We start from the raw sequence: 24,525 nt of genomic DNA, 5'->3' as shown, positions 1-24,525 counted from the left end.
GCCCTGCCATGGCCGTCTTTACCGAAGTCTCCAACCCCCAGGCCCGAGAACTGCTGCGCACCCTGCAGCTGGGTGAATTGGTGGAGCTGCGCGGCATCGAGGGCGGCATCGAGAACACCAACTACTTCCTCACCAGCGACCGCGGCGAGTACGTGCTCACGCTGTTCGAACGCCTCACGGCCGAGCAGCTGCCGTTTTACCTGCACCTGATGAAGCACCTGGCGCATAGCGGCATTCCAGTGCCCGACCCGTGCGCCGACAAGCATGGCGAGATCCTGCACACCGTGTGTGGCAAGCCCGCCGCGGTGGTGAACAAGCTGCGCGGCCGCAGCCAGCTCGCGCCCCAGGCCGTGCACTGCGCGGCGGTGGGCGGCATGCTGGCGCGCATGCACCTGGCAGGACGCGACTACGACCGCCAGCAGCCCAACCTGCGCGGCCTGCCCTGGTGGAACGACACCGTGCCCGTGGTGCTGCCGCACATCGGCGAGCCCCAGCAGGCCCTGCTGCGCGCGGAACTGGCCTACCAGAACCATGTGGCGGCCTCTCCCGCCTACGCGGCGCTGCCACGCGGCCCGGTGCACGCCGACCTGTTCCGCGACAACGTGATGTTCGAGGGCGAGACGCTTACGGGCTTCTTCGACTTCTACTTTGCGGGCGTGGACACCTGGCTGTTCGACCTGGCCGTGTGCCTGAACGACTGGTGCATCGACCTGCCCACGGGGGTACACGACGCCCCCCGCGCCCAGGCGATGATCGACGCCTACCAGGCGGTGCGCCCGCTCACCGCGGCCGAACGCGAACTGCTGCCCGCCATGGCCCGTGCGGGGGCGCTGCGCTTCTGGATCTCGCGGCTGTGGGACTTTTATTTGCCGCGCGAAGCCTCGATGCTCAAGCCGCACGACCCCACGCACTTCGAGCGCGTGCTGCAGCAGCGCATTGCGCACCCGCTGCGCCTGGCCTGAGGGCCCCGCCGCCCACCCGCCCCCAAGCACCCGCCACGCCCCGGGCCATGGGGGCTCGGGTACAGTCTGGCCGCAGGCACGCCGCAGCGCGTGCCCCGCTTTTCCGCCACACATCCATGAAACTCCGCATCGTTCCCGCGCGCGCTGGCCTCGAGTGGGTCAAGCTCGGCACCCGGACCTTCTGGCGCCAGCCCCTGGCCCTGGCCGCCCTGTTCTTCATGACCATGGCTGCCATGTCGATCGCCACCATGGTGCCGCTGGTGGGCCCGGCCCTGGCGCTGGCGCTGCTGCCCTCGGCCACGCTGGCCATGATGGTGGCTGCGGCCGAGGCCTCGGAGGGCCGGTTTCCCACCCCGGCGCTGCTGCTGGTGGCGTTTCGCACCGGCAAACAGCGCCTGCGCGCCATGCTCACGCTCGGTGCCATCTATGCGGTGGGTTTTCTGGGCCTGGTGGGTGTGTCGGCGCTGATCGACGGCGGCACCTTTGCCAACGTGTACCTGGGCGGCCAGCGCCTCACGCCCGAGACGGCGGCGGAACCCGCCTTCCAGTACGCGATGTGGGCGGCCATGCTGCTGTACGTGCCGCTGTCGCTGCTGTTCTGGCACGCGCCGGGGCTGGTGCACTGGCACGGCGTGCCGCCGGTCAAGAGCCTGTTCTTCAGCCTGGTGGCCTGCTGGCGCAACTGGCGTGCGTTCCTCGCGTTCGGCTTCACCTGGTTTGGCGTGTTCATGGCCGCAGGCATCGTGATCAGCGTGGCCTCGACCCTGCTGACCCTGGTAGGCCTGCCGCCGATGATGGCCGGCAGCATCATGGTGGCCGCCGCGATGATGCTGGCCGCAATGTTCCTGACCTCGGTGGTCTACACCTTCCGCGACTGCTTCGAGGCGCCCTACGCACCGGGCAGCGCGGGGATGACCGATCGGCTCGATGGGCCGGACGGCCCGGTGGCCTGATGGCCTTGCAGGGCTGGCTCTCGGTGACGGAGCCAGGCCTGTTTTGAGCTCGCAGGTGAAATTGCAGCGGGTTGGGTTCGAAGGGTTTTGGGCTGCTCGTGCCTAGTAGGCAAGCACGAGCAGCTATGAAATCCATAGCATTTGGTTGTTGGTGGCGGTAGTTGCCGCTTGTTAATGCTGTGGTCCGGAGCCGGGACGTGCGCCCGGCTCCGGACCACAGCACAAGAACAGCGGACAACCACCGCCAACCAGCCCAACCGAGCCAATTGTTATGAATTTGATAGCTGCTCGTGCTTCAAAAACAAGCACGAACAGCCCAAAACACCTCAAGCCCACCCTCCCCACACCCACAAAAAAAACCCGGCCAGTGCAAGCACCGCCGGGTTGCAAAGGCCACACGCCCCAAGCATGTGACCCGCCACACCCCGCGGTCCATGCCGCAGGGCGGGCCAGGGCATCAGGAGCCGATCACGCCGCCATCGTTCTTGGTGATGACGATGGTGGCTGAACGCGGACGCTTGCCAGCGCCATAGCCCGCATTGGCAGGCCACTGGCTCTGGTACTTGGTCGGGTCGGTCACGCTCGCCATCGGCGTGCTTTCGCCCGGGTGCTGGATGTTCACGAAGATCGCCTTGCCATCGGGCGTCTCGGCCATGCCGGTGATTTCGCAGCCCTTGGGGCCAACCAGGAAGCGCTTGAGCGTGCTGGGCGTGGCGGCCTTGCCGACGTAGGTGGTCACGTCCAGCTTGCTGCCGTCGGCCTTGGTGTAGCTCAACGTCTTCTTGCCACCGTCGCCCACCTGGCCGGGAATGGCCGCCAGCATCATGCAGTTGGTCACGTCGGTGTAGGCGCCATCGTCGGTCTGGATCCAGCAGATGCCGGTGGCCTTGCTGAACACCAGGCCGTCGGGGCTGGAGAAGTCGTTCTCGGCCGTGAGCGCCGAGATGTTGACCATGCCGCCGTCGGCACCGGCTTCCGCGCCGAACAGGTACACGTCCCAGGTGAAGTTGTTGGCCGTACCGTCCTTCAGGCGCACCAGGTGGCCGTTGGGGTTGCCGTTTTGAGCGCTCGTGCCCTTCATGTCCGTGTAGGCGCGCGGGTTGGCAGCGTCGGGCAGGTACTGGCTGCCGGTGGGGTTCACGCTGCGGTTGCTGTTGTTGGTGAGCGTGAAGTAGATCTCGCCGTTGGCGGGGTTCACGGCGTTCCACTCGGGGCGGTCCATCTTGGTGGCGCCCACGGCGTCGGCGGCCAGGCGGGTGTTGATGGCGATGTCGCCGGCGTCGGCAAACTTGTAGGCGCTGTAGTTGGCAATGGCGCTGTTGGCAAGGCTCAGTTCCACCCACTGGCCCGTGCCGTCGGCGTTGAACTTGGCCACGTACAGCTTGCCGCTGTCGAGGTATTTGTCGCCCACGGCCAGGCGGTCAGCCGCGTTGGCGTCGGCGTCGCTCCACAGCGCGTTCGAGACGAACTTGTAGATGTACTCGCCGCGCGAGTCGTCGCCCATGTACACCGTCAGCGGCTGGCCGGCCACCACCTTGCCGAAGGCCGCGCTCTCGTGCGCGAAGCGGCCCAGGGCCGTGCGCTTCTTGGCGCGGCGGGTCTTGTCGTAGGGGTCGGCTTCGACGATGTAACCAAAGCCGTTCATCTCATTGCGGTAGTCGTCGCTGCCGTCGGCAGAGGTGCCGGTCTTGCTGTTGTTCCAGCGCTGGTACTTGTCGGCCGTGCCGCCGGTTTCCCAGCCGTGGCGCGAGGCCGCACCCTGGTTGCGGCCGTAGCGGCGCAGCGAGGTCACGCTCTTGTCGTTGCCGCGGGCGGCGTCGTCGGTGGCGCTGCGGGTGAAGTAGCCGAACCAGTTTTCTTCGCCCGTGAGGAAGGTGCCCCACGGCGTCTTGCCGGTGCCGCAGTTGTTGAGGGTGCCGCGCGTGGCGGTGCCCTGCGGCGAATACTTGGTGACCAGTTGCGCATGGCCGCGGGCCGGGCCGGCAATGTCGATGGGCGTGAGCGCCGTCAGGCGGAAGTTCAGGGCCGAGCCCGGCACATAGGCCCACTTGCCTGCGGTCTTGGCGACTTCGATCACGGCCACGCCGTGGATGTCCACTTCCTTGTCCACCTCGGCGGCCGGGCGCGGCAGCGTGCTGGTGCCGCCATCGGCGTGCAGGAAGAAGGACGAGAGCTTTTCGTCGGTGGTGGCTTCGTGGTTGATGCCCAGCAGGCCGCGCTCGGTGGCGCTGTCGTTGCGGCGGCCGTCGGCGCCCAGGCCAAACCATTCCATGCCGTCGTGGTGGTCGCCCGCACGCTGGTCAAAGCCGGTGTCGGTGCCGTCGTTCTTGAAGGCGGCCACGCCAGCGGCCATGGGGTCGCCCAGCGCGAACAGCACGCTGGCGGTGTAGCCGGCGGGCACGAGCACGTTGTCGGCCAGGCTCTTGGGCACGGCGTCAAAGCCCAGCAGCTTGGGACCAGGCGCCGGGGCCGGTGCGGGCGCAGGGGCGGGGTCGCTGCCGCCACCACAGGCCGACAGGCTGAAGCCGCCGAGCACGGCCGCACCCACGCTGCCCACGCCGCCGCGCAGCAGACCGCGGCGCGACAGGCGTGCGTCCAGCACAGCCTCGAACGTGGGGTTGGCGCTGGTGTTGGCGTTCTCGTTGTTGAAGTCGATGGCTGCAGGCGCAGCCGCATCGGCGCGATGGGTCATGGGGTTCCTCGTGGGGGTTCAAACAAAACCCTCGCAGCGTAGAAACCGGCCATGACGCGGCCGTGACGCTTGTGTGTCGGCGCGATGACAGCCGCGCCAGGGCTGGCGGGCGCCGCGTGGCCCGCGCCCCGTCGCCGGCTACTCCACCACGGTGAGCTTGGCCACCGACAGCGCCAGCCACTTGGTACCGTGGCGCGGAAAGTTCACCTGCGCGCGCGCATCGTCGCCCGTGCCTTCAATGGCCAGCACCTTGCCTTCGCCAAACTTGGTGTGGAACACGGCCAGCCCCACGCGCAGACCGTGCGAGGGCGCGGCCTTCTGCGGCGGCACGGGCGGGCTGGCAAAGGTCTCAGGTTTGAAGCCAAATCCGCCTGCGGCCTTGGCTGGATAACCACGAGCAGCTCCTGAATCAGGAGCAAAAGAGCCAAACCCGCCCTGGCGCGGCGTGAGCCACTTGAGCGCCCCCTCGGGCAATTCGTCAAAAAAGCGGCTGCGCACGTTGTAGCGCGTCTGCCCGTGCAGCAGGCGGGTCTGTGAATGGCTGAGGTACAGGCGCTGGCGCGCGCGCGTGATGGCCACGTACATCAGGCGGCGTTCTTCCTCCAGGCCGTCGCGGTCGCTGGCGGCGTTGTCGTGCGGGAACAGGCCTTCTTCCATGCCGCCGATGAACACGCAGTCGAACTCCAGCCCCTTGCTGGCGTGCACGGTCATGAGCTGCACCGCGTCTTCGCCCGCCTGGGCCTGGTTGTCCCCGGCCTCCAGCGCCGCGTGCGTGAGGAAGGCCGCCAGCGGCGACAGGGTTTCACCCGTGTCGGCGTCCACGATGCCCGCGGGGCCGGGCAGCGGCGCATCGAGCAGCGGCGCGTTCGGGTCCAGCCCCTGGCTGGCCGGGCTTTGCGTGAGCGGCGCACCGTGCTCATCGATGGGTAGCGCCACGGCATCCCGGCCAAAGCCCTCCTGCGTGACAAAGCTCTCGGCCGCGTTCACGAGTTCTTCGAGGTTCTCGATGCGGTCGGCGCCTTCTTTTTCGGCGCGGTAGTGCTCGACCAGGCCGCTGGCGTGCAGCATCTGCTCGATGATGGAGCGCAGGTTCTGGCCTTGGGTCTGCTCGCGCAGCACATCGACCATGGCCACAAAACCGCCCAGGTTGGCCCCGGCCTTGCCGGGCACGGCGCTTACGGCGTCGTGCAGCGAGCACCCAGCCTGGCGCGCGGCGTCTTGCAGCACTTCGAGCGTGCGCGCGCCAATGCCGCGGGGCGGAAAGTTCACCACGCGCAGAAAGCTGGTGTCGTCGTGCGGGTTCTCCAGCAGCCGCAGGTAGGCCAGCGCGTGCTTGATTTCAGCGCGCTCGAAAAAGCGCAGGCCGCCGTACACGCGGTAGGGCACGCTGGCGTTGAACAGCGCCGACTCGATCACGCGGCTTTGCGCGTTGCTGCGGTAGAGCACCGCGATCTCGCGCCGCGCGTGGCCGTCGTTGCGCACCAGTTGCTTGATCTCGTCCACCATCCACTGGGCTTCGGCCAGGTCGGTCGGGGCCTCGTACACGCGCACCGGCTCGCCGGGGCCCTGGTTGGTGCGCAGGTTCTTGCCCAGGCGGCGGCTGTTGTGGCTGATCAGCGCGTTGGCCGAGTCGAGGATGTTGCTGTAGCTGCGGTAGTTCTGCTCCAGCTTGATCTGCTGCTCCACCGCAAACTCGCGCACGAAGTCGGCCATGTTACCCACCCGCGCGCCGCGAAACGCGTAGATGCTCTGGTCGTCGTCGCCCACGGCCATCACGCTGCCGTAGGTGTGCAGGCGGCCGTCCACCACGTCGCCCGCCATCTGCTTGAGCCACAGGTACTGCAGACGGTTGGTGTCCTGAAACTCATCGACCAGGATGTGCGCAAAACGCCGTTGGTAGTGGGCGCGCACGGCGTCGTTGTCGCGCAGCAGCTCGTAGCTGCGCAGCATCAGCTCGCCGAAATCCACCACGCCTTCGCGCTGGCATTGCTCCTCATACAGCTGGTAGATCTCCACCTTCTTGCGGCTGTCGGCGTCGTGCGCGGGCACGTCGCCGGGGCGCATGCCCTCTTCCTTGCAACCGGCAATGAAATAAGCCAGTTGCTTGGGCGGAAAACGCTCCTCGTCCACGTTGAACTGCTTGCACAGGCGCTTGATGGCCGAGAGCTGGTCTTGCGTGTCCAGGATCTGAAAGCTCTGCGGCAGCCCGGCCGTCTTGTGGTGCGCGCGCAGCAGCCGGTTGCACAGGCCGTGGAAGGTGCCGATCCACATGCCGCGCACCTGAATCGGCAGCATGGCCGACAAGCGCGTGACCATTTCCTTGGCCGCCTTGTTGGTGAAGGTGACGGCCAGGATGCCGCCGGGCGTGGCGTAGCCGTTTTGCAGCAGCCAGGCGATGCGCGTGGTGAGCACGCGCGTCTTGCCCGAGCCCGCACCGGCCAGGATCAGCGCATGGCCGCGCGGCAGCGTGACGGCGGCCAGTTGTTCGGGGTTGAGGTGGGCCAGCAGAGGCGAGGCCGATGGTGGAGCGGACTGCGGGGGTTCCGCCGGCGCGGGCGGCTCGGCGAACAGGTCGTGTGGGAACATCCGGGCATTGTAGAAAGCCCCCCGCGGTCGCGTAGGTCGCGGCCCCCACAGCCCCCCGCGCGGCGCCGACAGCCCGCGCACCTGGAGCCGGAAATGCCCTTGCAGCCCCTCTTGCGCCTCGCCCCTCGCCTTGCCCTGCGCCCACTGACCGCACTGCCTTTGCTGGTGGCCGCCACCCTGCCTGCCCAGGCCCAGATCGGCTGCCGCAGCGACGGCCAGCCCGCGCCCGCCGCACTGTTCGAGCGCTTTCTGAGCGCCGATTGCGACACCTGCTGGAGCGACCCGCGCACGCCGGCACCAGGCCCGTCGGCCCTGCTGCTCGACTGGATCGCCCCCAGCCCCCAGGGCGACGAGGCACCGCTGGCCGCCGCCGCCATGGTCGAAACCACGGACCGCCTGCAGGCGCTGGGCCGCAGCACCCCGGCCCCCACGGCCGTGCACGTGGCAGCCCTGGAACGGCGCGGCCCACAGGCGCTGCGCGTGGTGTACGGCCGGCCGGTTGCAGGCTACCTGGGCGTGATGCTGGAGTGGCGCGGCAGCCCGCTGCCGCCGGGGGCCTACCGCACCACCCTGGCCCTGGTGGAGCACCTGCCCGCGGGCACCGAAGGCGCTGGGGTTGCGCGTGTGCTGGTACGGGCCGCCACCACCGCCGACTGGGATGGCCGACGCCCGCTCAAAGACCTGCGCGGCATGCGCATGCCCGAGGGCGCCCAGGCCACGCGCCTGGGCGTGGCCGGCTGGGTGCAAGATGCCGAGGGTCGCCTGGTGGCCGCCGCGCGTGCGCATTGCGAGTAGCGCCGCCTGGCGCCCCTGCGCACCGCAAGGCGGCCGGGGGGAGTAGAATCAATCACCGGGCCCAAGTTTCTTGACGCCCGGTTTTTTTGTGCCTGCGCACTGCAGGGTTCGGCACGGGCCATCACGCCCGCGCCCGCAAAGCCGGAGCCCAAGCCAAGCGCCCCACGCTGCCGAAATGGTTCGGCAGCGCCTTCTACAGGAGCTTGGAATCTCATGGAAATCTTCGACTACGACAACATCCTGCTGCTGCCGCGCAAGTGCCGCGTGGAAAGCCGCTCGGAATGCGATGCCGGCGTGCAGCTGGGTTCGCGCACCTTCCGCCTGCCGGTGGTGCCAGCCAACATGAAGACGGTGGTGGACGAAAAGATCTGCACCTGGCTGGCGCAGAACGGCTACTTCTACGTGATGCACCGTTTCGACCTGGACAACGTGCAGTTCGTGCGCGAAATGCATGCCAAGGGCTGCTATGCCTCGATTTCGCTGGGCGTGAAACAGCCCGACTACGACACGGTAGACCGCCTCAAGGCCGAAGGCCTGGTGCCCGAATACATCACCATCGACATTGCCCACGGCCATGCCGACAGCGTGAAGAACATGATCGGCTACCTCAAGCAGCACCTGCCGCAGTCTTTTGTGATTGCTGGCAATGTGGGCACGCCCGAAGCCGTGATCGACCTCGAAAACTGGGGCGCCGATGCGACCAAGGTAGGCATCGGGCCCGGCAAGGTCTGCATCACCAAGCTCAAGACGGGCTTCGGTACGGGCGGCTGGCAGCTCAGCGCGCTCAAGTGGTGCGCCCGCGTGGCCACCAAGCCCATCATTGCCGACGGGGGCATCCGCTGCCACGGCGACATTGCCAAGAGCGTGCGCTTCGGTGCTTCGATGGTGATGATCGGCTCGCTGTTCGCAGGCCACGAAGAATCACCGGGCAAGACCGTCGAGGTCGATGGTGAGCTCTACAAGGAGTACTACGGTTCGGCCAGCGACTTCAACAAGGGCGAGTACAAGCATGTTGAAGGCAAGCGCATCCTCGAACCCGTCAAGGGCAAGCTCGCCGACACGCTGATCGAGATGGAGCAGGACGTGCAAAGCTCCATCAGCTACGCGGGTGGCAAGAAGCTGATGGACATCCGCAAGGTCAACTACGTGATCCTGGGCGGTGACAACGCGGGCGAACACCTGCTGATGTAAGCCGAAGGCGGCGCACGCAGCCCCGCAGGCCGCGCGGGCCATGCCTGCGCCGCGCAACGCTGCCCCCCGCCACAGCGGCGGCCAGACCCGCGGCGTCACGCGCTGCGCAGCAGCTCCAGCGCGAGGCGGTGCAGGGCATGGTCCGGCTCCGCCAGCGCCTCCAGCACCGTGAAGTGGTTGCGCCCGGGCAGCACCTCGACCCGCGGCACGCGCTGTGCGCCCCACACGTCCTGCACCAGCTGCGCCTGCCGCAAAAACTCGGCGCTCTCATCGCCGCCCGCCACGGCCACCAGCGTACCCTGCGAAGGCACGGGCAGCCGGGCCGGGCTCAAAGCCTGCACCTGGGCGGCGTCCAGTCGCAAGTACTGCTGCAAGAACGCTGTGTGCCGAATCGGCTCCAGATCGTGCAGCCCCGAGACCGACACGGCGTTGCGCACCCCGAAGGGGTTCTGCGCCAGCAGCCAGGCCGCGAGTTGCCCGCCGGCCGAATGCCCGGCCACCGTCACACGCGCCGGATCGCCGCCGTGCGCATGGATATGGCGTTGCACCCAGGCCAGCGCGGCCTGCATCTGCCGGGCGATGGTGCCGATCCCGACGGGCGCCACTTCTGTGCCCGGACACAGCGCATAGTTGGGCACCACCACGCACACACCGGCCTGGGTGAAAGCCGGGGCGATGAAGGAATGATCCGCCTTGTCGAGCGCACGCCAGTAGCCGCCGTGCAGGAACACCAGCACCGGAGCAGGCCCGGCCGTGGCCGCAGGAAACACATCCAGCGTCTCGGACGCTGCAGGACCGTACCGGAGATCCAGCGCCGCAGGCTGCGACGCCCGCACCGCGACCGAGCGCTCGGCCCAGCCGCTCAGCCGCTCGGCATGGTCAGGCACCAGGGCCCGGTTGTTGTACATGCGCTCGAGCCAAGCAGGATCGGAGGCAGCGTCGGGGGTGCCGGCCAGCGGCGGCAAGGGGGTGTGCAAAGCCATGGGGCCGCATCATCGGGCCGGGGCCGCCCGCCTGCAAGCTCCGTGACAGACTGCGGGCCTGAAAATGCCGATCATGTTCCCCTGCGCGTGGCCCCACCCGAGCCTCGCCCTTCTTATCTTCGACCGCATGCCACCATGAGTCTTTCTCCGCTTCGCATCACCGTCTTGGGCATCGGCATGATGGGCTTTCCGATGGCGCGCAGGCTACAAGCCGCTGGTCACCAAGTGACGGCGTGGAACCGTACGCGCGCCAAGGCCGAACCCTTGCAGGACGAGGGCATCCTCGTGGCCGACGACGCCGCTGAGTCCGTGCGCTCGGCCGATGTGGTCGTCAGCCTGCTGGAAAACGGCCCAGTGGTGGGCCATGTGTTGTTTGGGCTGGGCGTAGCGCAGGCGCTGCGTGCAGGCGCGTTGGTCATCGACATGGCCTCCATCCAGCCCCGCGAGGCGCGCGACCACGCAGCGCGCCTGGGCGAGCTGGGCGTTCGGCACCTGGATGCCCCCGTCTCCGGCGGCACGGTGGGCGCCGAGAACGGCACGCTGGCCATTCTGGTCGGCGGCCGCGCCGAAGACTTTGCTGCCGCACAGCCCGTGTTTGCGGCCCTGGGGCGCGCCACGCACGTGGGGCCGCACGGCGCAGGGCAGCTCACCAAGCTGGCCAACCAGATGATTGTCGGCATCACCATCGGCGCCGTGGCCGAAGCCCTGCTGTTCGCGGCCAAGGGCGGCGCCGACATGGCCAAGGTGCGCGAGGCCATCACCGGAGGCTTTGCCGACAGCCGCATCCTGCAGCTCCACGGCGAGCGCATGGTCGAGCGCGACTTCGCGCCGCGCGGCCGCATGGCCGTGCAGCTCAAGGACATGCGCAACGCACTGGCCACGGCCAGCGAGATCGGCTTCGACGCCCCCATCACCGCCCTGTTTGAGCGGCTGTATGCCGAGGGTGTGGACCATGGCCTGGGCGAACTCGACCACAGCGGCCTGTTTGTGGAACTGGCCAGCCGCAATGCGATGTCCTGACCCTGCCTAGAAGCCTGGATGGCGGCACCACTTGCGCGCCTATCGAAAAATGGTGCATAATTCGAGGCTCTGCTGCAGCGCAGTCAGAGAGTTTGGGTTCTTAGCTCAGTTGGTAGAGCAGCGGACTCTTAATCCGTAGGTCGAAGGTTCGAATCCTTCAGGACCCACCAAACACCGACGCCCGACCAGTCCGCTGGTCGGGCGTTTTGCTTTGGCCGCACCGTGCGCGGTGCAACGGGCCCGCGGGCGCTTCCACACGAGTGCACGCCGCCGTGGCCATAATGCATGCACACTTAGCATTTCCATGAACCCTGACGCCTCCACGCTCTGGCGCGCACCGCGCTGGGCCCTGGCGGTCCTGCTCGCCCTTTTGGGCATGCTCGGGCCGTTCTCCATCGACACGTACATCCCTGCGTTTGCTGGCATCGCCCAGTCGCTGAACGCGAGTCCGGTGCAGATGCAGCAGACGCTGTCGGCCTACCTGTTCGGCTTCGCGTTCATGAACCTGTTCCACGGAGCGCTGGCCGACAGCTTCGGGCGCCGCCCGGTGGTGCTCACCGGCATCGCCATGTTCACGCTGGCCTCGGCAGGCTGCGCGCTGTCGCAAAGCATCGGGCAACTCATCTTCTTCCGGGCACTGCAGGGGCTGTCGACCGGCGCGGGCATCGTGGTCTCGCGTGCCGTGATCCGCGACATGTTTCCGCCCGCCCAGGCGCAGAAGGTGATGAGCCAGGTGACCATCTACTTCGGCGTGGCACCGGCGGTGGCGCCCATCGTGGGCGGCTGGCTGTTCGTGCATGCCGACTGGCATACGATCTTCTGGTTCCTGACTGCCATCGGCGTGGCCCTGTGGGTGGCCAACTACCGGCTGCTGCCCGAGACGCTGCACGTCGAGCATCGCCAGCCCTTCAACGTACGCAATCTGATGCAGGGCTACTGGGCCCTGGGCTCCAGCGCGCGCTTTGTATTGCTGGCGCTGGCCAGTGGTGTGCCTTTCAACGGCATGTTTCTGTACGTGCTGGCGGCGCCGGCGTTTCTGGGCGAGCACCTGGCGCTCGGACCTACGCAGTTCTTCTGGTTTTTCGTGCTCACGATCTCGGGGATCATGGGCGGCGCATGGCTCAGCGGGCGGCTCGCGGGCCGTATCCGCCCGTACCAGCAGATCCGCTATGGCTTCTGGATCATGGGCACCGTGGGCGTGGCCAATCTCGTGGCCAATGCCCTGTTCACCGCCCATGTGTCCTGGGCCCTGATCCCGATCGCGGTGTTTTCGTTTGGCTGGGCGTTGATGGTGCCGGTAGTCACCTTGCTGGTGCTCGACTTGAACCCCACGCGCCGCGGCATGGCGTCGTCCATGCAGGCTTGCGTGGGCTCGACGGCCAACGGACTGGTGGCTGGGGTCATCGCCCCGCTGGTCATGCACTCGACGCTGTGGCTCGCAGCCACATCGCTTTTGATGATGAGCGTGGGCATGGTGTCCTGGATGTACCTGCGCCGCCGCTGGCCTGAGATCGGCCACGCAGCTGCGCACACCTGACCGGCCCGACCAGCGGCTGCAGCGCCGCAGTTCAGCCCCGTCGCCGGTCTGAGCCCGCCTCCTGGTAGTAGCGCGATTTCTCGGCATACATCGCCTGGTCAGCACGGTGCAAGGCAGCATCCACCTGCTCGCTGGTGTCGCAGGTAGCCACTCCCATGGCGAGGCTGATGGGGTGTCCAGGATAAAACTGGTTGTTCAACTCCAGCAGCGAGAGGATGCGCTCCTGCACTCCCAGCGCCCCCCGGGCATCGATGCCAGGTAGCAGTACGGCAAATTCATCGCCGCCGATGCGGGCGGCGCAGGCGGGCGCGTCCACAGCCTTGGCCAGCACCTCGCCAATACGGCGCAGAAGGGCATCCCCGGCCGCATGGCCCCGCTCGTCGTTCACGATCTTCAAACCATTGAGGTCGATCGCAATCACCGAACACGGCCAGGGCCCTTTGCGCTTGATGCGGTTGAGCTCTTCTGCGTAGTACGCGCGGTTGCGCAACTGCGTGAGCACATCGTGCTTGCCCAGGTACTCCAGATAGGCCTCGGCCTTTTTGCGCGCCGTGATGTCCACCAGCGACAGCAGCACCAGCCCCCAGTCGTGCTGGTGGTCGGCGAGGACGGCAAACTGCATGTGGATATGCACGGCGTCCCCAGACAGCGCGTAGTTCACCACCTCTCGCTGCTGGAACGTCTTGCCCTCCCACAAATCCAGCAACTGCTCCGAGAACGACTCGTGCATCTCGCCGCGGAACACGCGGCCCAGGTTGCCAAGCAGCTCGTCCTTGCTCTGGGCCCCGAACATGCGCAGGGTGAGCTGGTTCACGTCAATCACCCGGATCTCCTGCATGCAGCGCGTGACGAATTCGGGATGCACTTGCAGGAAGGTCCGGAAGTCGGTGATGCCCTGGGCACGCACCCCATCGAGCAAGTGCTTGACGACGCTGAAGTCCTCCACCCAAAGCGACACGGGGGAATGTTCGAACAGATCACGGGCATAGCGCTCGCTGCGCTGCAGCCGGCGCACACCTTGCGTCTGCTGGGTCACATCTTCCAGCGACACCAGGACACGGTCCCATGCCTGCTCGTGACCTGGCAAGACTCGAATGCGTACGTGTACGTCCAGTCGTCGGCCATCGAGCGTGTAGTTCACCGTCTGGTTGGCCACCTCCAGGTGGCCGTTCCAGAGCTGCTCCAGCTCGTACACCAGGGTGTGATGCATGTCGTCACGAAACACCTGATGCAACTGCGACACCAGTTGTTGTTGCGAGCTGGCAGCAAACAGATCGAGCGTGCGGCGATTCACGCGCAACACCTGCAGGCTGCGACTGCAGGCCTGCAACCGTTCCGGATCGTCCGTCAGGTGAGCGCGTAGGTTTTCTACGCCTTCGGCACGCCACTGGTCGAACAATCGGCGCAACGCACTGTAGTCCTCAAGCCAGAGGGATACGGGGGCCAACTCGAACATCGACTCGAAATCGGCGGCCTGGCTTGTGGTGGTCATGGATACGCTCTCCTTGGCTTGCATTATTCCGCCAAGCCAGAGCCCTCCTGCGCCGCGCAGCAAAAGAAAAGGCCTCCGAGCGGGAGGCCTTGGAACATGCCGTGCGCTGAGCCGCGCCAGCGCGGCCTCGACGCGGCCTCAGCGCGCAGGACGCGTGGGGCGCTTGCCAGCGCCGCCGTGCGGCACGAAGCCGCGGCCGGCCGGTGCCTGGCCTGCAGGGCGGCGCGGCGCGAACTCCATGCGACCAGCGTCGCTGCGCCCTGCGCCATGGGGTACTCGACCCGCATCACCAAAGCCGGACTTGCGGCCATAACCGTCGCCGTCGCGGCGGCCGCCGAAGGCCGGAGCACGGTCACTGCGCTCGAACCGGTCACGCGGAGCCGGGGCACCACGGCCACCGAAATCCCGGCGATCACGCCCGAAGCCCTCACGCGGGCCCGCACCGCCGCGCGGACCACCGCGGCCACCGAAGTCGCCGCGGCCGCCTTGCGGGGCGCGCTGGGTGGGCTCCAAGCCCGGAATCACTTCGGCCTTGAACGGCTGGCGGCTGTAGCCCTCGATATCGAAAATCTTGCGGCGGTCGCGGAACTCGGCAAACGTCACGGCCAAGCCATCCCGGCCCGCGCGGCCGGTGCGGCCGATGCGGTGGGTGTAGTCCTCAGCCTTCATCGGCAGACCAAAGTTGAACACGTGGGTGATGGTCGGCACGTCAATGCCGCGGGCGGCCACGTCGGTGGCCACCAGGATCTGCACTTGGCCATTGCGCAGCGCCATCAGGCGACGGTTGCGCAGGCCTTGGCTCAGTGCGCCGTGCAGCGCCACGGCCGAGAAGCCATCCTGCTGCAGGTCGTTGGCAAGGCCGTCGCACTCCACCTGGGTGCTGGCGAACACAATTGCCTGATTGATCGACGTGTCGCGAAGCCAGTGGTCGAGCAGTTTGCGCTTGTGCTGCGCGTTGTCGGCCCAGAAGAGCACCTGCTTGATGTTGGCGTGCTTTTCTTGCGGCGAATCGATGGTCACCTTTTGCACCGCGGCACCGCCGTCGTGCATCACGCGCATGGCCAGTTGCTGGATGCGCGGCGCGAACGTGGCACTGAACATCATGGTCTGCTTGCGCTGGCTGGTGAGTTGGTTGATCTCGGCCAGATCGTCCGAAAAGCCCAGGTCGAGCATGCGGTCGGCTTCGTCCACCACCAGAAACTGCACCTGGTCCAGCTTGATCTGCATCGAGCGCTGCAGGTCCAGCAGGCGGCCCGGGGTGGCCACCACAAGGTTGGCGTTCTGCAGGCGCGCAATCTGCATCTGGTACGGAATACCGCCCACCACGTTGGCCACGCGCAAACCGCGGCAGTGGCGCACCAGGTCGATGGCGTCGTGCGCCACCTGCTGGGCGAGCTCACGCGTCGGGCACAAAATCAGCGCACCTGGTACGGCGGCCTGGAAGTTGCGGGGGTTGGTCGGGTCTTTGCGGCGCGCGCGCTTGGGTGCGGGCTCGCCACGGGCAGTCGCTTCTGCCACTGCACGGTCGTACTCGGCCTGGGCTTCGGCAGCCGCTTCGGCCTGCTGGCGCAACAGCGTGTGAAGCACGGGCAACAGGAAAGCGGCGGTCTTGCCGCTGCCCGTCTGGCTCGACACCATCAGATCGATGAAGCGGTCAGATTGGCCATCCAAACCCATGGCCAGCGGAATGGCCTTGGACTGGACTTGGGTGGGCTGGGTATAGCCCAGGTCGGTCACGGCCTGCACGAGTTCGGGCGCGAGGCCGAGTGCAGCAAACGCGTTCGGCGTGGTGGCCACCGCTTCAGCGGCGATGGGGGTTTCGTTCAGGGATGCGGCGGCTTCAGTGCCTTGCACTGCAATGGTGTCGGTCATGGTGATCTCACACGGCGAATGCACAGCCTGCAGGGCCTGCATGCTCCGTCGATGGTTCAAAAAACATCAACCATCAAACGGGCGCCATGGCGTGCCATGGAGGGACGTTGTGGGCGATCTGTGCGTCAGCACTATCGCGCGTCCGGTGTGTGAAGGAGATGCGCAAAAGCTTGGCATGCACGTGGGTGCCGTTCGCCAAGCCCGCCATTGTCGCACGCTCAGGGTTTTCCCGCAACTAGCGCATCGCACTCACACGCGCAGCAGATGCTCGCGGTAGTGGGCCAGTTCGTCGATGGATTCGTGCACGTCGGCCAGTGCGGTGTGGCGCTGGGCTTTCTTGAAGCTGGTGTAGGCCTCGGGCTTCCAGCGCTTGGCCAACTCCTTGAGCGTGCTTACGTCCACGTTGCGGTAATGAAAGAAGGCTTCGAGCTTAGGCATGTAGCGGACCAAGAATCGGCGGTCCTGCCCGATGCTGTTGCCACACATCGGTGCAACGCCCTTGGGCACGTACTGCTGCAAAAAGGCCAAGACCTGCGCTTCGGCGTCGGCCTCCGTGATGGTCGATGCCCGAACGCGCTCGGTCAGCCCACTTTTGCCATGCGTACCGCGATTCCAGGCGTCCATGCGACCCAGCACGTCATCGCTCTGATGGATGGCCAGAACTGGGCCTTCCACGCGCGGCTCCAGGTTCGGCCCGGTCACCACCACGGCAATCTCGATGATGCGGTCAGTATCGGGCTGCAGCCCCGTCATTTCGCAGTCGAGCCAGACGAGGTTCTGGTCGGATTTGGAGAGCACGGCGGTAGTGGGGTTGTGGAGGTCGGACATGGGCCGATTGTCTCCGATGGCCTACACTCGCGCCGCATGCAAGAGTCGGCTTCCCTCTCCCCCTCGCTGGCGTTCACGCTCGTGTTTGTGGCCGCGCTGGTGGCCGGATGGGCGTTGCGAGCGTGGCTCGCGTCCCGCCAGATCCGTCACGTCATGCGCCATCGCCACGCCGTGCCTGCGCCCTTCCAGGAGCGAATTCCGCTCGCCGCACACCAGAAAGCGGCTGATTACACCGTGGCCAAGGCCCGTCTGGGCTTACTGGAGCTGTCCCTGGGCCCTGCCGTGCTGCTGGGCTGGACGTTGCTGGGCGGGCTGGACGCGCTCAATCAGGCCCTGCTCGAAGCCCTGGGGCCCGGCATGGTGCAGCAGCTGGCGCTGATCGCATGCTTTACCGTGATCGGAGCGGTGATCGAGCTGCCCCTGTCGCTGTACCAGACCTTTCGCCTGGAACAGCGCTACGGTTTCAACCAGACCACCCCGCGCCTATGGCTAACCGACCTCGTCAAGTCCACCGTGCTCGCGGCAGCACTGGGCCTGCCTGTGGCGGCCGCTATCCTGTGGTTCATGGCCAGCACAGGGGCGCTGTGGTGGTTGTGGGCCTGGTTGTTCTGGATGGGCCTGAACCTGCTGTTGATGGTGATTTATCCCACCGTGATCGCCCCCTGGTTCAACCGCTTCGAACCCTTGACCGACGACAGCCTGCGTGCCCGCGTCACGGCACTCATGCAACGCTGCGGCTTTTCGGCGCGCGGCCTGTTCGTGATGGACGGCAGCCGACGCAGCGCGCATGCCAATGCCTATTTCACCGGCTTTGGCGCAGCCAAGCGCGTGGTGTTTTATGACACGCTGCTGCGCCAGCTGAGCCCCGATGAAGTCGAGGCGGTACTGGCCCATGAGTTGGGCCACTTCAAGCACCGGCACATCCTCAAGCGCATGGCGCTCATGTTCGCATTCAGCCTGGCGGGGTTTGCGTTGCTGGGCTGGCTGTCGGGGCAGGTCTGGTTCTACACCGGTCTGGGCGTGCGGCCTTCCGTCTCGCTCGACCCCACACTGGCCAGCGCCCCCAACGATGCGCTGGCGCTGCTGCTGTTCATGCTGGCTGCGCCGGTGTTCAGCTTCTTCATCGGGCCGCTGATGGCCCAGGCTTCTCGGCGCGACGAGTTTGAGGCCGACGCCTATGCCATGGCCCAGGCCGACGGCCGCGCGCTGGCCTCAGCACTGCTCAAGCTCTACGAAGACAACGCGTCCACGCTCACGCCAGACCCGGTGTACGCACGCTTTTACTACTCCCATCCACCGGCGTCGGAACGCCTGGCCCGGATGCCCCTGCCCCTGACCCCGTCCACACCATGACCGCATCGATGCTTGCCAAGAAAGACTGGTCGCAGCACCCCCGCCGCGCCCTGAGCCCGACCGAGATCGTGACCCGCCTGGGCACCATGCATGGCTGGGCGCTCAGTGGCGATGGCGACGACACGGCCTTGGCCAAGACCTACCACTTCGCCAACTATTACGAGACCATCTCGTTCGTGAACGCCGTGGCCTTCATCGCCAATGCGCAGGACCACCACCCTGACCTGTCGGTGCACTACAACCGCTGTGTGGTACGCCTGAACACGCACGACGTGAAGGGCATTTCGGAGTCCGACTTCGACTGCGCTGCACGCTTTGACGCGCTGCTGAACGCAGCCCACTGAGCCCTGCATGGGCACGCCTGCGCAGCAAACGGGCCTGGTGGTGGCCAGCCACGGCCGCCATTGTCTGGTCGAGTCGGCCGATGGTCAGCGCCGTATTTGCCACCCGCGTGGCAAGAAAAGCCAGGCGGTGGTGGGCGACCGGGTGCTGTGGCAGCCTCCGCCGCCCGGCCAGGGCGATGAAGGCACCATCGAGAAGGTGCTGGAGCGGCGCAACCTGTTTTACCGGCAGGACGAGATCCGCACCAAGTCGTTTGCGGCCAACCTCGACCAGGTGCTGATCCTGATCGCGGCAGAGCCGGTGTTCTCGGAAAGCCAGCTCGCGCGCGCGCTGATCGCGGCCGAAGCCGCGGGCATTCCGCCGCTCATCGGCCTGAACAAGCGCGACCTGGCCGAACCGTTTGAGCGCGCCTGGCAACGGTTGGCCCCCTACCGCCACATGGCCAGCACTGCCGGGGACGCTGCCGCCCGCCGCGCTTACGAAGTGCTGCCGCTGGCCCTCACCGCCACAGCCGACGCCGACCGCGCTGCCCTGATCGAGCGCCTGGCGGGCAAGACCACGCTCGTACTCGGCCCTTCAGGATCGGGCAAGAGCACCCTTATCAACCTGCTGGTGCCGGGTGCCACAGCCCAGACGGGCGAGATCTCGCAAGCCTTGAACTCAGGCCGCCACACGACCACCAGCACCACCTGGTACTGGGTGGACGAAGCGCGCCAAACCGCGTTGATCGACTCCCCAGGGTTTCAGGAATTCGGGCTGCGCCACCTGGCCCCCGCTGATCTGGCCCGTTGCATGCCCGACATCGCCGCCTACGCAGGCGGCTGCCGCTTCTACAACTGCACGCACCTGCACGAGCCCGGCTGCGCGGTGCAGGCCCAGGTGCGCGAAGACGACGCGCCAGACGCGATCAGCCCCTCGCGCTACCGCATCTACGGTGAACTGTTCGCAGAACTGAGCGAAACGCGCTACTGAGGGCTGCCGGGTGTCCAGCCTTTTTGGCAGCTCGTGCTCATCAACGCTCGAAAGTTCGCTATTAAATTGTGAGCGATCGACGCGTCGCCAAGTACCGTGGCACCCTGCGGGCGCTGCACTGGCGGCACATCAGCCCAGCAAACGCGCCATGGTCAGCAGTGCCAGCAGCAGCATCCAGACCACGACCGAGCGCCACACCAGCCCCACCACGCTGCGCAGGTGCCCCACCTCGGGCTCGCGGCCGGGTGTGGCGTCGCTGTCGGCCACGTCCTGATCCTGCTCCATCCCCGGACCGGGCAAGCCACGGGGGCGGGCGCGCAAGGCTTCGCCGCCCAGGCGCACGTTGATGGCGCCCGCCGTGGCGGCCAGCACCACACCGTCGTTGTCGTTGGGAAAACGCTGGGCATGGAAACGCCAGCCCTCAATCGCCTCCTCGAAACTGCCGACCACCGCAAAGCTCAACGCCGTCAGGCGGGCGGGCAGCCAGTCGATCCAGGTCCAGGCGCGCTCCGATGCGTCACGCACGGCTTCGCTCACAGGCTGCAGGCCGGTGCGCTGCTTGTAGGCCCAATAGCGGGCCACAAACTCCGACATGCGGTACAGCACCGCACCCGCTGGCCCCAGCCCCAACGCGGCCAGCACCGAGAACCATGCGAGCACACCAAACACATGGCGGTGCGCAGCGATCACCGAGTACTCGATCACATGGCGCACGATTTCGCTGCGCGGCAAGGCGACCACGTCCACCTGCTGCCAGTTGGCCAGCCGTTCGCGCGCCAGTTCTTCGTTGCCGACCTCCAGCGCATCGCGGATACCCGTGAAATGGTGGCTGAACTGGCGAAATCCGAGCGTGAGATAGAGCACGGCCACGCTCCACACCAGCGCAAACGGCCAGCCGAGCCAGACCAGCAGCGCCCAATGCACCCCCAGGGCCACCAGAGACGGTACGAGCGCCGCCAGCGCCCAGCACACCCAGCCATGGTGCGGCTTGCCTGCGTCGAAATTGCGGCTCACCGACAGCGTCCAGGCCCGAAGGCCTGCGTGCACGGGATTGCCGCGCGCCAGAGGGCGCGCCTGCTCGATCAACAGAGCGAACAGGATGGCGAAGAAACTCATAGCGGGCAATCATAGCCGCGCAGCACGGCCGTGGGCCTCAGGCGTTAGAGCGGGCGGCGCCCGGCCCTGTCAGGCCTGCAAAAAGCGGTAGAAGTTGCGCAGCATACCCGCGGTGGCGCCCCACACGTAGCGCTCCTTGTCGCCATCGGCATAGGGCATCGAGAACCACTCGCGCCGCACGCCCTCCCATTCGAGCACATGGCGGCGGTGGTGGGCCGGGTCCATCAGGAAGGCCAGCGGCACCTCGAACACGTCGGCCACCTCGTACGGGTTGGGCGTGAGCGGTGCGTCGGGGGCGATCAAGGCCACCACGGGGGACACAATGAACGCCGTGCCCGTGACGTAGTGCGGCAACACCCCCAGCACCTCGACAGCGCTGGCGGGCAGGCCCACCTCTTCCTCGGCTTCGCGCAATGCGGTGGCCGCAGGCGTCGCGTCTTCCGGATCGGCCCGCCCACCCGGAAACGCAATCTGCCCCGAATGGGTGGACAGGTGCGCGGTGCGCTCGGTGAGCAGCACGGTGGGCTCGTCGCGCAGCACGATGCCCACCAGCACTGAAGCGTGCGCCGGGTCGCGGTCGGTGAAGCGCTTTTCCAGCACCACCTCGGGTGCCCACACCGGTGGGTGGACAAAGCGCTGGCGCAGTGCCGCAGGCGTGAGCCGCTCCCGCGGCACGGCAGGCAGAGCGTGCGGCTCTGGCACCACCGGCACCTGCCGGGGGTCAAAGCCCGGCAGGTTCTTCACGGGGGCGATCACAGAGGACACGGTGCCAGCAGGGCTCATGGAAATGCAACAGTTGTCTGGTGGGTTGGGCGGGATGGCGGGCGGGTAGGCCCCAAAACAAAAAAGCCGCTACGGCTGACGCGGTAGCGGCGGGTGTCGGGCAGTGCCGGCCTTTTATTCGGCGGCGGCAGCCTTGACGCGCGAGGGCAGCTTTTCCTTGATGCGAGCCGACTTGCCGCTGCGGTCACGCAGGTAGTACAGCTTGGCGCGGCGCACATCGCCGCGGCGCTTGACTTCGATGCTGGCGATCAGCGGGCTGTAGGTCTGGAACGTACGCTCCACGCCTTCGCCGCTGGAGATCTTGCGCACGGTGAAGCCGCTGTTCAGGCCGCGATTGCGCTTGGCAATCACCACGCCTTCATAGGCCTGCACACGCTTGCGGTTGCCTTCCACCACGTTCACGTTCACCACCACGGTGTCGCCAGGGGCGAACTCGGGGATGGACTTGTTCAGGCGGGCAATTTCTTCCGCTTCGAGAATCTGGATCAGGTTCATGTCGGTATCCATCGATCTTGATCGCGCCGGAAATGGCATCGCCGGGATTGGCGGTTGGGTCGTGCAGCACGCAGCGCACGACGGCCGATCAGAGGATCAAAAGCCTGCCATTATAGCAAGCCGTCGCCAGACTGCAGCAGCTTCTCATCGGCGGGGGTCAGGCGGCCGGCCGCACGGGCCTGCTCGATCAGCTCGGGCCGGTGCCGCGCCGTGGTCTGCAGGCGCTGCGCACGTCGCCAGGCCTCGATGCGCGCATGGTGGCCCGACATGAGCTCGGGCGGCACGGGCGTGCCGCTCCACACTTCGGGCCGGGTGTAATGCGGGCAGTCGAGCAGGCCGTCCAGCGCCGGGTTGAAGCTGTCGAACTGGTGGCTGCCCTCGTCGTGCAACACGCCGGGCTGCAGCCGCGCCACGGCATCGAGCAGCGCCATCGCCGGGATCTCGCCGCCCGAGAGCACAAAGTCGCCCAGGCTGAGCTGCACGTCCACATACCGGTCGATGAAACGCTGGTCGATCCCTTCATAGCGCCCGCACAGCAGCACAGCTCCCTCGCCCTGCGACCACTGCTGCACCACCGCATGCCGCAGCGGCGTGCCGATGGGCGAGAACAGCACCACCGGGGCTGGCGCGGCCCGCTGCGCCTGAACGGCCGCCAGGCAGCGCTCCAGCGGCTCGGCCATCATCACCATCCCCGGGCCGCCGCCAAAGGGCCGATCGTCCACACGCCGGTAGTTGCCCTCGGCGTGGTCGCGCGGGTTCCACAGGTGCACCTCGATCGGGCCGGCGTAGGCGCGGCGCGTCACTCCGTTGGCCAAGAACGGGCCGAACAGCTCGGGGAACAGGGTGATGACGTCAAAGCGCATGAACAAGGCCCGAAACGCTGACAAGAAGACGAGGGGTGCGTGAACGGCCACCAACCAACCGGCCGTACGGCACACGCGGCATGGGCAGCGGCTCAGTAGTCGGGCTGCCAGTCCACCGTGATGGTGCGGCCCGCCAGATCTACGCGGTCGATGTAGGCCGCCACAAACGGAATCATCCGCTCACGCGGCTTGCCGTCCACGGTCTCTTCAAGCACGAGCACGGTCTGCGGGCCGGTGGACAGCAATTCACGCACCACGCCCAGGGCCACGCCTTCGCGGTTGGCGACCGCCAGGCCGATCAGGTCCACCCAGTAGTACTCGTCATCGCCAGCGGTGGGAAAGCTCGACCGCGGCACGAAGATGCGCGCGCCGCGCAGGGCCTCGGCCGCATTGCGGTCGGGCACGCCGTCGGAGCAGGCAACCACCGAATCCGAGTGTTCGCGCGCCTGCCGCACGGGCATAAGCACCGTGCCCTCGAAATGCCGGGCACCCCGCTCGGGGGGCTGCAGGTACCAGCGCTTGGACGAGAACAGCGCCTCGGGGCTGGCGCTGTAGGGCTGGACCTTGAACCAGCCCTTGACGCCCCAGGCGTCGGCAATGCGCCCGACCTCGATGGCGTCGGCAGGCAGGTCGGCGGCGTCGAGTGCAGACAGAGACGTCATGTCGGGCTCCTGGGGCTCCAAAACAAAAAGGGCGGGGTCCGTCGGTCCAGCCAACGGAGCCCGCCCTGGCAGATCGCTCGATCAGGCGGCCGACTTGGCGGCTTGCTTGATCAGACGGTCCACGGTGGGGGAGGTTTGCGCGCCCACGCTCTTCCAGTAGGTCAGGCGGTCCTGGGCGATGCGCAGGCCTTCAGCAGCACCTTGGGCCGTGGGGTTGTAGAAGCCCAGACGCTCGATGAAGCGGCCATCGCGGCGCTCGCGCTTGTCGGCCACGACGATGTTGAAGAACGGACGGCCCTTGGAGCCGCCGCGGGAGAGTCGAATCACGACCATGATTTATCCTTCGGGTGGTTGGGCCAGCGCAGTTGTAGCCAGCCCGGTTTTTTCGCAACGTTTGAGACACGCGACTGGCCACCCGGCCAGCGACACGCTGCAAAGCCTGCGATTATAGCGTCTTCTCCTTTTGCAGCCCCGCCCCTTCTCAGGCGCTTCGCTTTTCTCCCATGATCCAGATCCGCGACTCCCACGACTCCGACCTGCCGGCCATCACCGCCATCTACGCCCACCATGTGCTGCACGGCACGGGCACCTTCGAGATCGACCCGCCCAGTCTGGCCGACATGACCACCCGCCGCGCCGACGTGCTGGGCCGCGCCCTGCCCTGGCTGGTGGCTGAGCAGGACGGCCAGGTGCTGGGCTTTGCCTATGCCAACTGGTTCAAGCCGCGCCCGGCCTACCGCTTCTCGGCCGAAGACTCGATCTACATCGCAGACGCTGCACGCGGCAAAGGCGTCGGGCGGCTGTTGCTGCAGGCCCTGGTGGACGAGTGCGAACGCCGCGGTGTGCGCAAGCTGCTGGCGGTGATTGGCGACTCGGCCAACGCGGGCTCGATCGGGGTGCACCGCACGCTCGGCTTCACCGACGTGGGCGTGATGCGCTCGGTCGGCTGGAAGTTCGGTGCCTGGCGCGACATCGTGCTCATGGAAAAGACCTTGGGCGCTGGGGATACAACGTCCCCGGAATAATCG

At 67.0% G+C, this 24,525-nt stretch carries 22 protein-coding genes and 1 tRNA gene; 11 read left to right on the top strand and 12 right to left on the bottom strand.

Features of this window, described 5'->3' with window-relative positions; translation table 11 throughout:
- Nucleotides 1–8: 8 nt before the first annotated feature.
- Nucleotides 9–962 (top strand): homoserine kinase, encoded by a 954-nt coding sequence (locus tag ABD866_RS13355; RefSeq protein ID WP_345066003.1) that lies wholly within the window; start codon nucleotides 9–11, stop codon nucleotides 960–962.
- 116 nt (nucleotides 963–1,078) lie between these two features.
- On the top strand, nucleotides 1,079–1,915 hold the full coding sequence (locus ABD866_RS13350) for a BPSS1780 family membrane protein (protein WP_345066000.1): 837 nt from the start codon (nucleotides 1,079–1,081) through the stop codon (nucleotides 1,913–1,915).
- A gap of 457 nt (nucleotides 1,916–2,372) precedes the next feature.
- On the opposite strand, the gene ABD866_RS13345 is transcribed toward ABD866_RS13350, so the two are convergent.
- Together ABD866_RS13345 and ABD866_RS13340 are read right to left on the bottom strand one after the other, a co-directional pair.
- Nucleotides 2,373–4,607, bottom strand: a complete 2,235-nt coding sequence (locus tag ABD866_RS13345) for a PhoX family protein (RefSeq protein ID WP_345065997.1) — start codon at nucleotides 4,605–4,607, stop codon at nucleotides 2,373–2,375.
- A gap of 138 nt (nucleotides 4,608–4,745) precedes the next feature.
- Nucleotides 4,746–7,193: a UvrD-helicase domain-containing protein gene (locus ABD866_RS13340; RefSeq protein WP_345065994.1), complete on the bottom strand. Its 2,448-nt coding sequence runs from the start codon at nucleotides 7,191–7,193 to the stop codon at nucleotides 4,746–4,748.
- A 93-nt stretch (nucleotides 7,194–7,286) separates the two neighbouring features.
- Here ABD866_RS13340 and ABD866_RS13335 point away from each other — a divergent pair, with 93 nt between their 5' ends.
- On the top strand, nucleotides 7,287–7,988 hold the full coding sequence (locus ABD866_RS13335) for a hypothetical protein (RefSeq protein ID WP_345065991.1): 702 nt from the start codon (nucleotides 7,287–7,289) through the stop codon (nucleotides 7,986–7,988).
- Nucleotides 7,989–8,201: 213 nt separating this feature from the next.
- A complete protein-coding gene (locus ABD866_RS13330; protein ID WP_345065988.1) occupies nucleotides 8,202–9,179 on the top strand; it encodes a GMP reductase in 978 nt (325 codons plus the stop codon).
- Nucleotides 9,180–9,274: 95 nt separating this feature from the next.
- Here ABD866_RS13330 and ABD866_RS13325 read toward each other — a convergent pair whose 3' ends face one another.
- The gene (locus ABD866_RS13325; protein ID WP_345065985.1) at nucleotides 9,275–10,162 is read right to left on the bottom strand and encodes an alpha/beta hydrolase; all 888 of its coding nucleotides are present in this window, start codon (nucleotides 10,160–10,162) and stop codon (nucleotides 9,275–9,277) included.
- A gap of 135 nt (nucleotides 10,163–10,297) precedes the next feature.
- Here ABD866_RS13325 and ABD866_RS13320 point away from each other — a divergent pair, with 135 nt between their 5' ends.
- The 3 genes from ABD866_RS13320 (at nucleotide 10,298) to ABD866_RS13310 (ending at nucleotide 12,719) form a co-directional block, all read left to right on the top strand.
- Nucleotides 10,298–11,182 (top strand): NAD(P)-dependent oxidoreductase, encoded by an 885-nt coding sequence (locus ABD866_RS13320; RefSeq protein ID WP_345065982.1) that lies wholly within the window; start codon nucleotides 10,298–10,300, stop codon nucleotides 11,180–11,182.
- A 94-nt stretch (nucleotides 11,183–11,276) separates the two neighbouring features.
- Nucleotides 11,277–11,352 (top strand) — tRNA-Lys (locus ABD866_RS13315).
- Nucleotides 11,353–11,486: 134 nt separating this feature from the next.
- The gene (locus ABD866_RS13310; protein ID WP_345065978.1) at nucleotides 11,487–12,719 is read left to right on the top strand and encodes a multidrug effflux MFS transporter; all 1,233 of its coding nucleotides are present in this window, start codon (nucleotides 11,487–11,489) and stop codon (nucleotides 12,717–12,719) included.
- Between the two features lie 31 nt (nucleotides 12,720–12,750).
- Here the strand turns inward: ABD866_RS13310 and ABD866_RS13305 are convergent, their stop codons facing one another.
- From ABD866_RS13305 to orn, 3 genes are all read right to left on the bottom strand, one after another.
- Complete coding sequence (locus ABD866_RS13305; RefSeq protein ID WP_345065975.1) at nucleotides 12,751–14,211, bottom strand: sensor domain-containing diguanylate cyclase; 1,461 nt, start codon at nucleotides 14,209–14,211, stop codon at nucleotides 12,751–12,753.
- A gap of 138 nt (nucleotides 14,212–14,349) precedes the next feature.
- The gene (locus ABD866_RS13300) at nucleotides 14,350–16,083 is read right to left on the bottom strand and encodes a DEAD/DEAH box helicase (protein ID WP_345065973.1); all 1,734 of its coding nucleotides are present in this window, start codon (nucleotides 16,081–16,083) and stop codon (nucleotides 14,350–14,352) included.
- A 249-nt stretch (nucleotides 16,084–16,332) separates the two neighbouring features.
- Entirely contained in the window at nucleotides 16,333–16,911 is a 579-nt protein-coding gene (orn, locus tag ABD866_RS13295) for an oligoribonuclease (protein ID WP_345065970.1), read from the bottom strand.
- Between the two features lie 36 nt (nucleotides 16,912–16,947).
- On the opposite strand from orn, the gene ABD866_RS13290 reads away from it, so the two are divergent.
- Genes ABD866_RS13290 through rsgA form a run of 3 tightly spaced genes read left to right on the top strand, consistent with a single transcriptional unit; the run spans nucleotide 16,948 to nucleotide 19,578 of the window.
- Complete coding sequence (locus tag ABD866_RS13290) at nucleotides 16,948–18,264, top strand: M48 family metallopeptidase (protein ID WP_345065967.1); 1,317 nt, start codon at nucleotides 16,948–16,950, stop codon at nucleotides 18,262–18,264.
- On the top strand, nucleotides 18,261–18,608 hold the full coding sequence (locus ABD866_RS13285; RefSeq protein WP_345065964.1) for a 4a-hydroxytetrahydrobiopterin dehydratase: 348 nt from the start codon (nucleotides 18,261–18,263) through the stop codon (nucleotides 18,606–18,608). Before ABD866_RS13290 ends, ABD866_RS13285 begins: the two co-directional genes overlap by 4 nt.
- A gap of 7 nt (nucleotides 18,609–18,615) precedes the next feature.
- Nucleotides 18,616–19,578, top strand: coding sequence for a ribosome small subunit-dependent GTPase A (gene rsgA / locus ABD866_RS13280; protein ID WP_345065962.1), 963 nt, complete (start codon nucleotides 18,616–18,618; stop codon nucleotides 19,576–19,578).
- Between the two features lie 129 nt (nucleotides 19,579–19,707).
- Here the strand turns inward: rsgA and ABD866_RS13275 are convergent, their stop codons facing one another.
- The 6 genes from ABD866_RS13275 to rpsP form a co-directional block, all read right to left on the bottom strand.
- A complete protein-coding gene (locus tag ABD866_RS13275) occupies nucleotides 19,708–20,694 on the bottom strand; it encodes a CobD/CbiB family protein (RefSeq protein ID WP_345065959.1) in 987 nt (328 codons plus the stop codon).
- 69 nt (nucleotides 20,695–20,763) lie between these two features.
- Nucleotides 20,764–21,477 carry a CoA pyrophosphatase gene (locus tag ABD866_RS13270; RefSeq protein WP_345065956.1) on the bottom strand — a complete coding sequence of 238 codons (714 nt, stop codon included), beginning with the start codon at nucleotides 21,475–21,477 and terminating at the stop codon, nucleotides 20,764–20,766.
- 114 nt (nucleotides 21,478–21,591) lie between these two features.
- Nucleotides 21,592–21,972, bottom strand: coding sequence for a 50S ribosomal protein L19 (gene rplS / locus ABD866_RS13265; protein WP_345065954.1), 381 nt, complete (start codon nucleotides 21,970–21,972; stop codon nucleotides 21,592–21,594).
- 110 nt (nucleotides 21,973–22,082) lie between these two features.
- Nucleotides 22,083–22,835, bottom strand: coding sequence for a tRNA (guanosine(37)-N1)-methyltransferase TrmD (gene trmD, locus ABD866_RS13260; protein WP_345065951.1), 753 nt, complete (start codon nucleotides 22,833–22,835; stop codon nucleotides 22,083–22,085).
- A gap of 92 nt (nucleotides 22,836–22,927) precedes the next feature.
- The gene (rimM, locus tag ABD866_RS13255; RefSeq protein ID WP_345065948.1) at nucleotides 22,928–23,497 is read right to left on the bottom strand and encodes a ribosome maturation factor RimM; all 570 of its coding nucleotides are present in this window, start codon (nucleotides 23,495–23,497) and stop codon (nucleotides 22,928–22,930) included.
- An 81-nt stretch (nucleotides 23,498–23,578) separates the two neighbouring features.
- Nucleotides 23,579–23,830 (bottom strand): 30S ribosomal protein S16, encoded by a 252-nt coding sequence (rpsP, locus tag ABD866_RS13250; protein WP_345065946.1) that lies wholly within the window; start codon nucleotides 23,828–23,830, stop codon nucleotides 23,579–23,581.
- A 170-nt stretch (nucleotides 23,831–24,000) separates the two neighbouring features.
- On the opposite strand from rpsP, the gene ABD866_RS13245 reads away from it, so the two are divergent.
- Nucleotides 24,001–24,522, top strand: coding sequence for a GNAT family N-acetyltransferase (locus tag ABD866_RS13245; RefSeq protein WP_345065943.1), 522 nt, complete (start codon nucleotides 24,001–24,003; stop codon nucleotides 24,520–24,522).
- Nucleotides 24,523–24,525: the final 3 nt, after the last annotated feature.

Source organism: Acidovorax lacteus, from assembly GCF_039540375.1.
GTDB lineage: Bacteria > Pseudomonadota > Gammaproteobacteria > Burkholderiales > Burkholderiaceae_C > Acidovorax_G > Acidovorax_G lacteus.
Note: the sequence above shows the minus strand (reverse complement) of the source record. Positions and strands in the feature narration are given on the sequence as shown.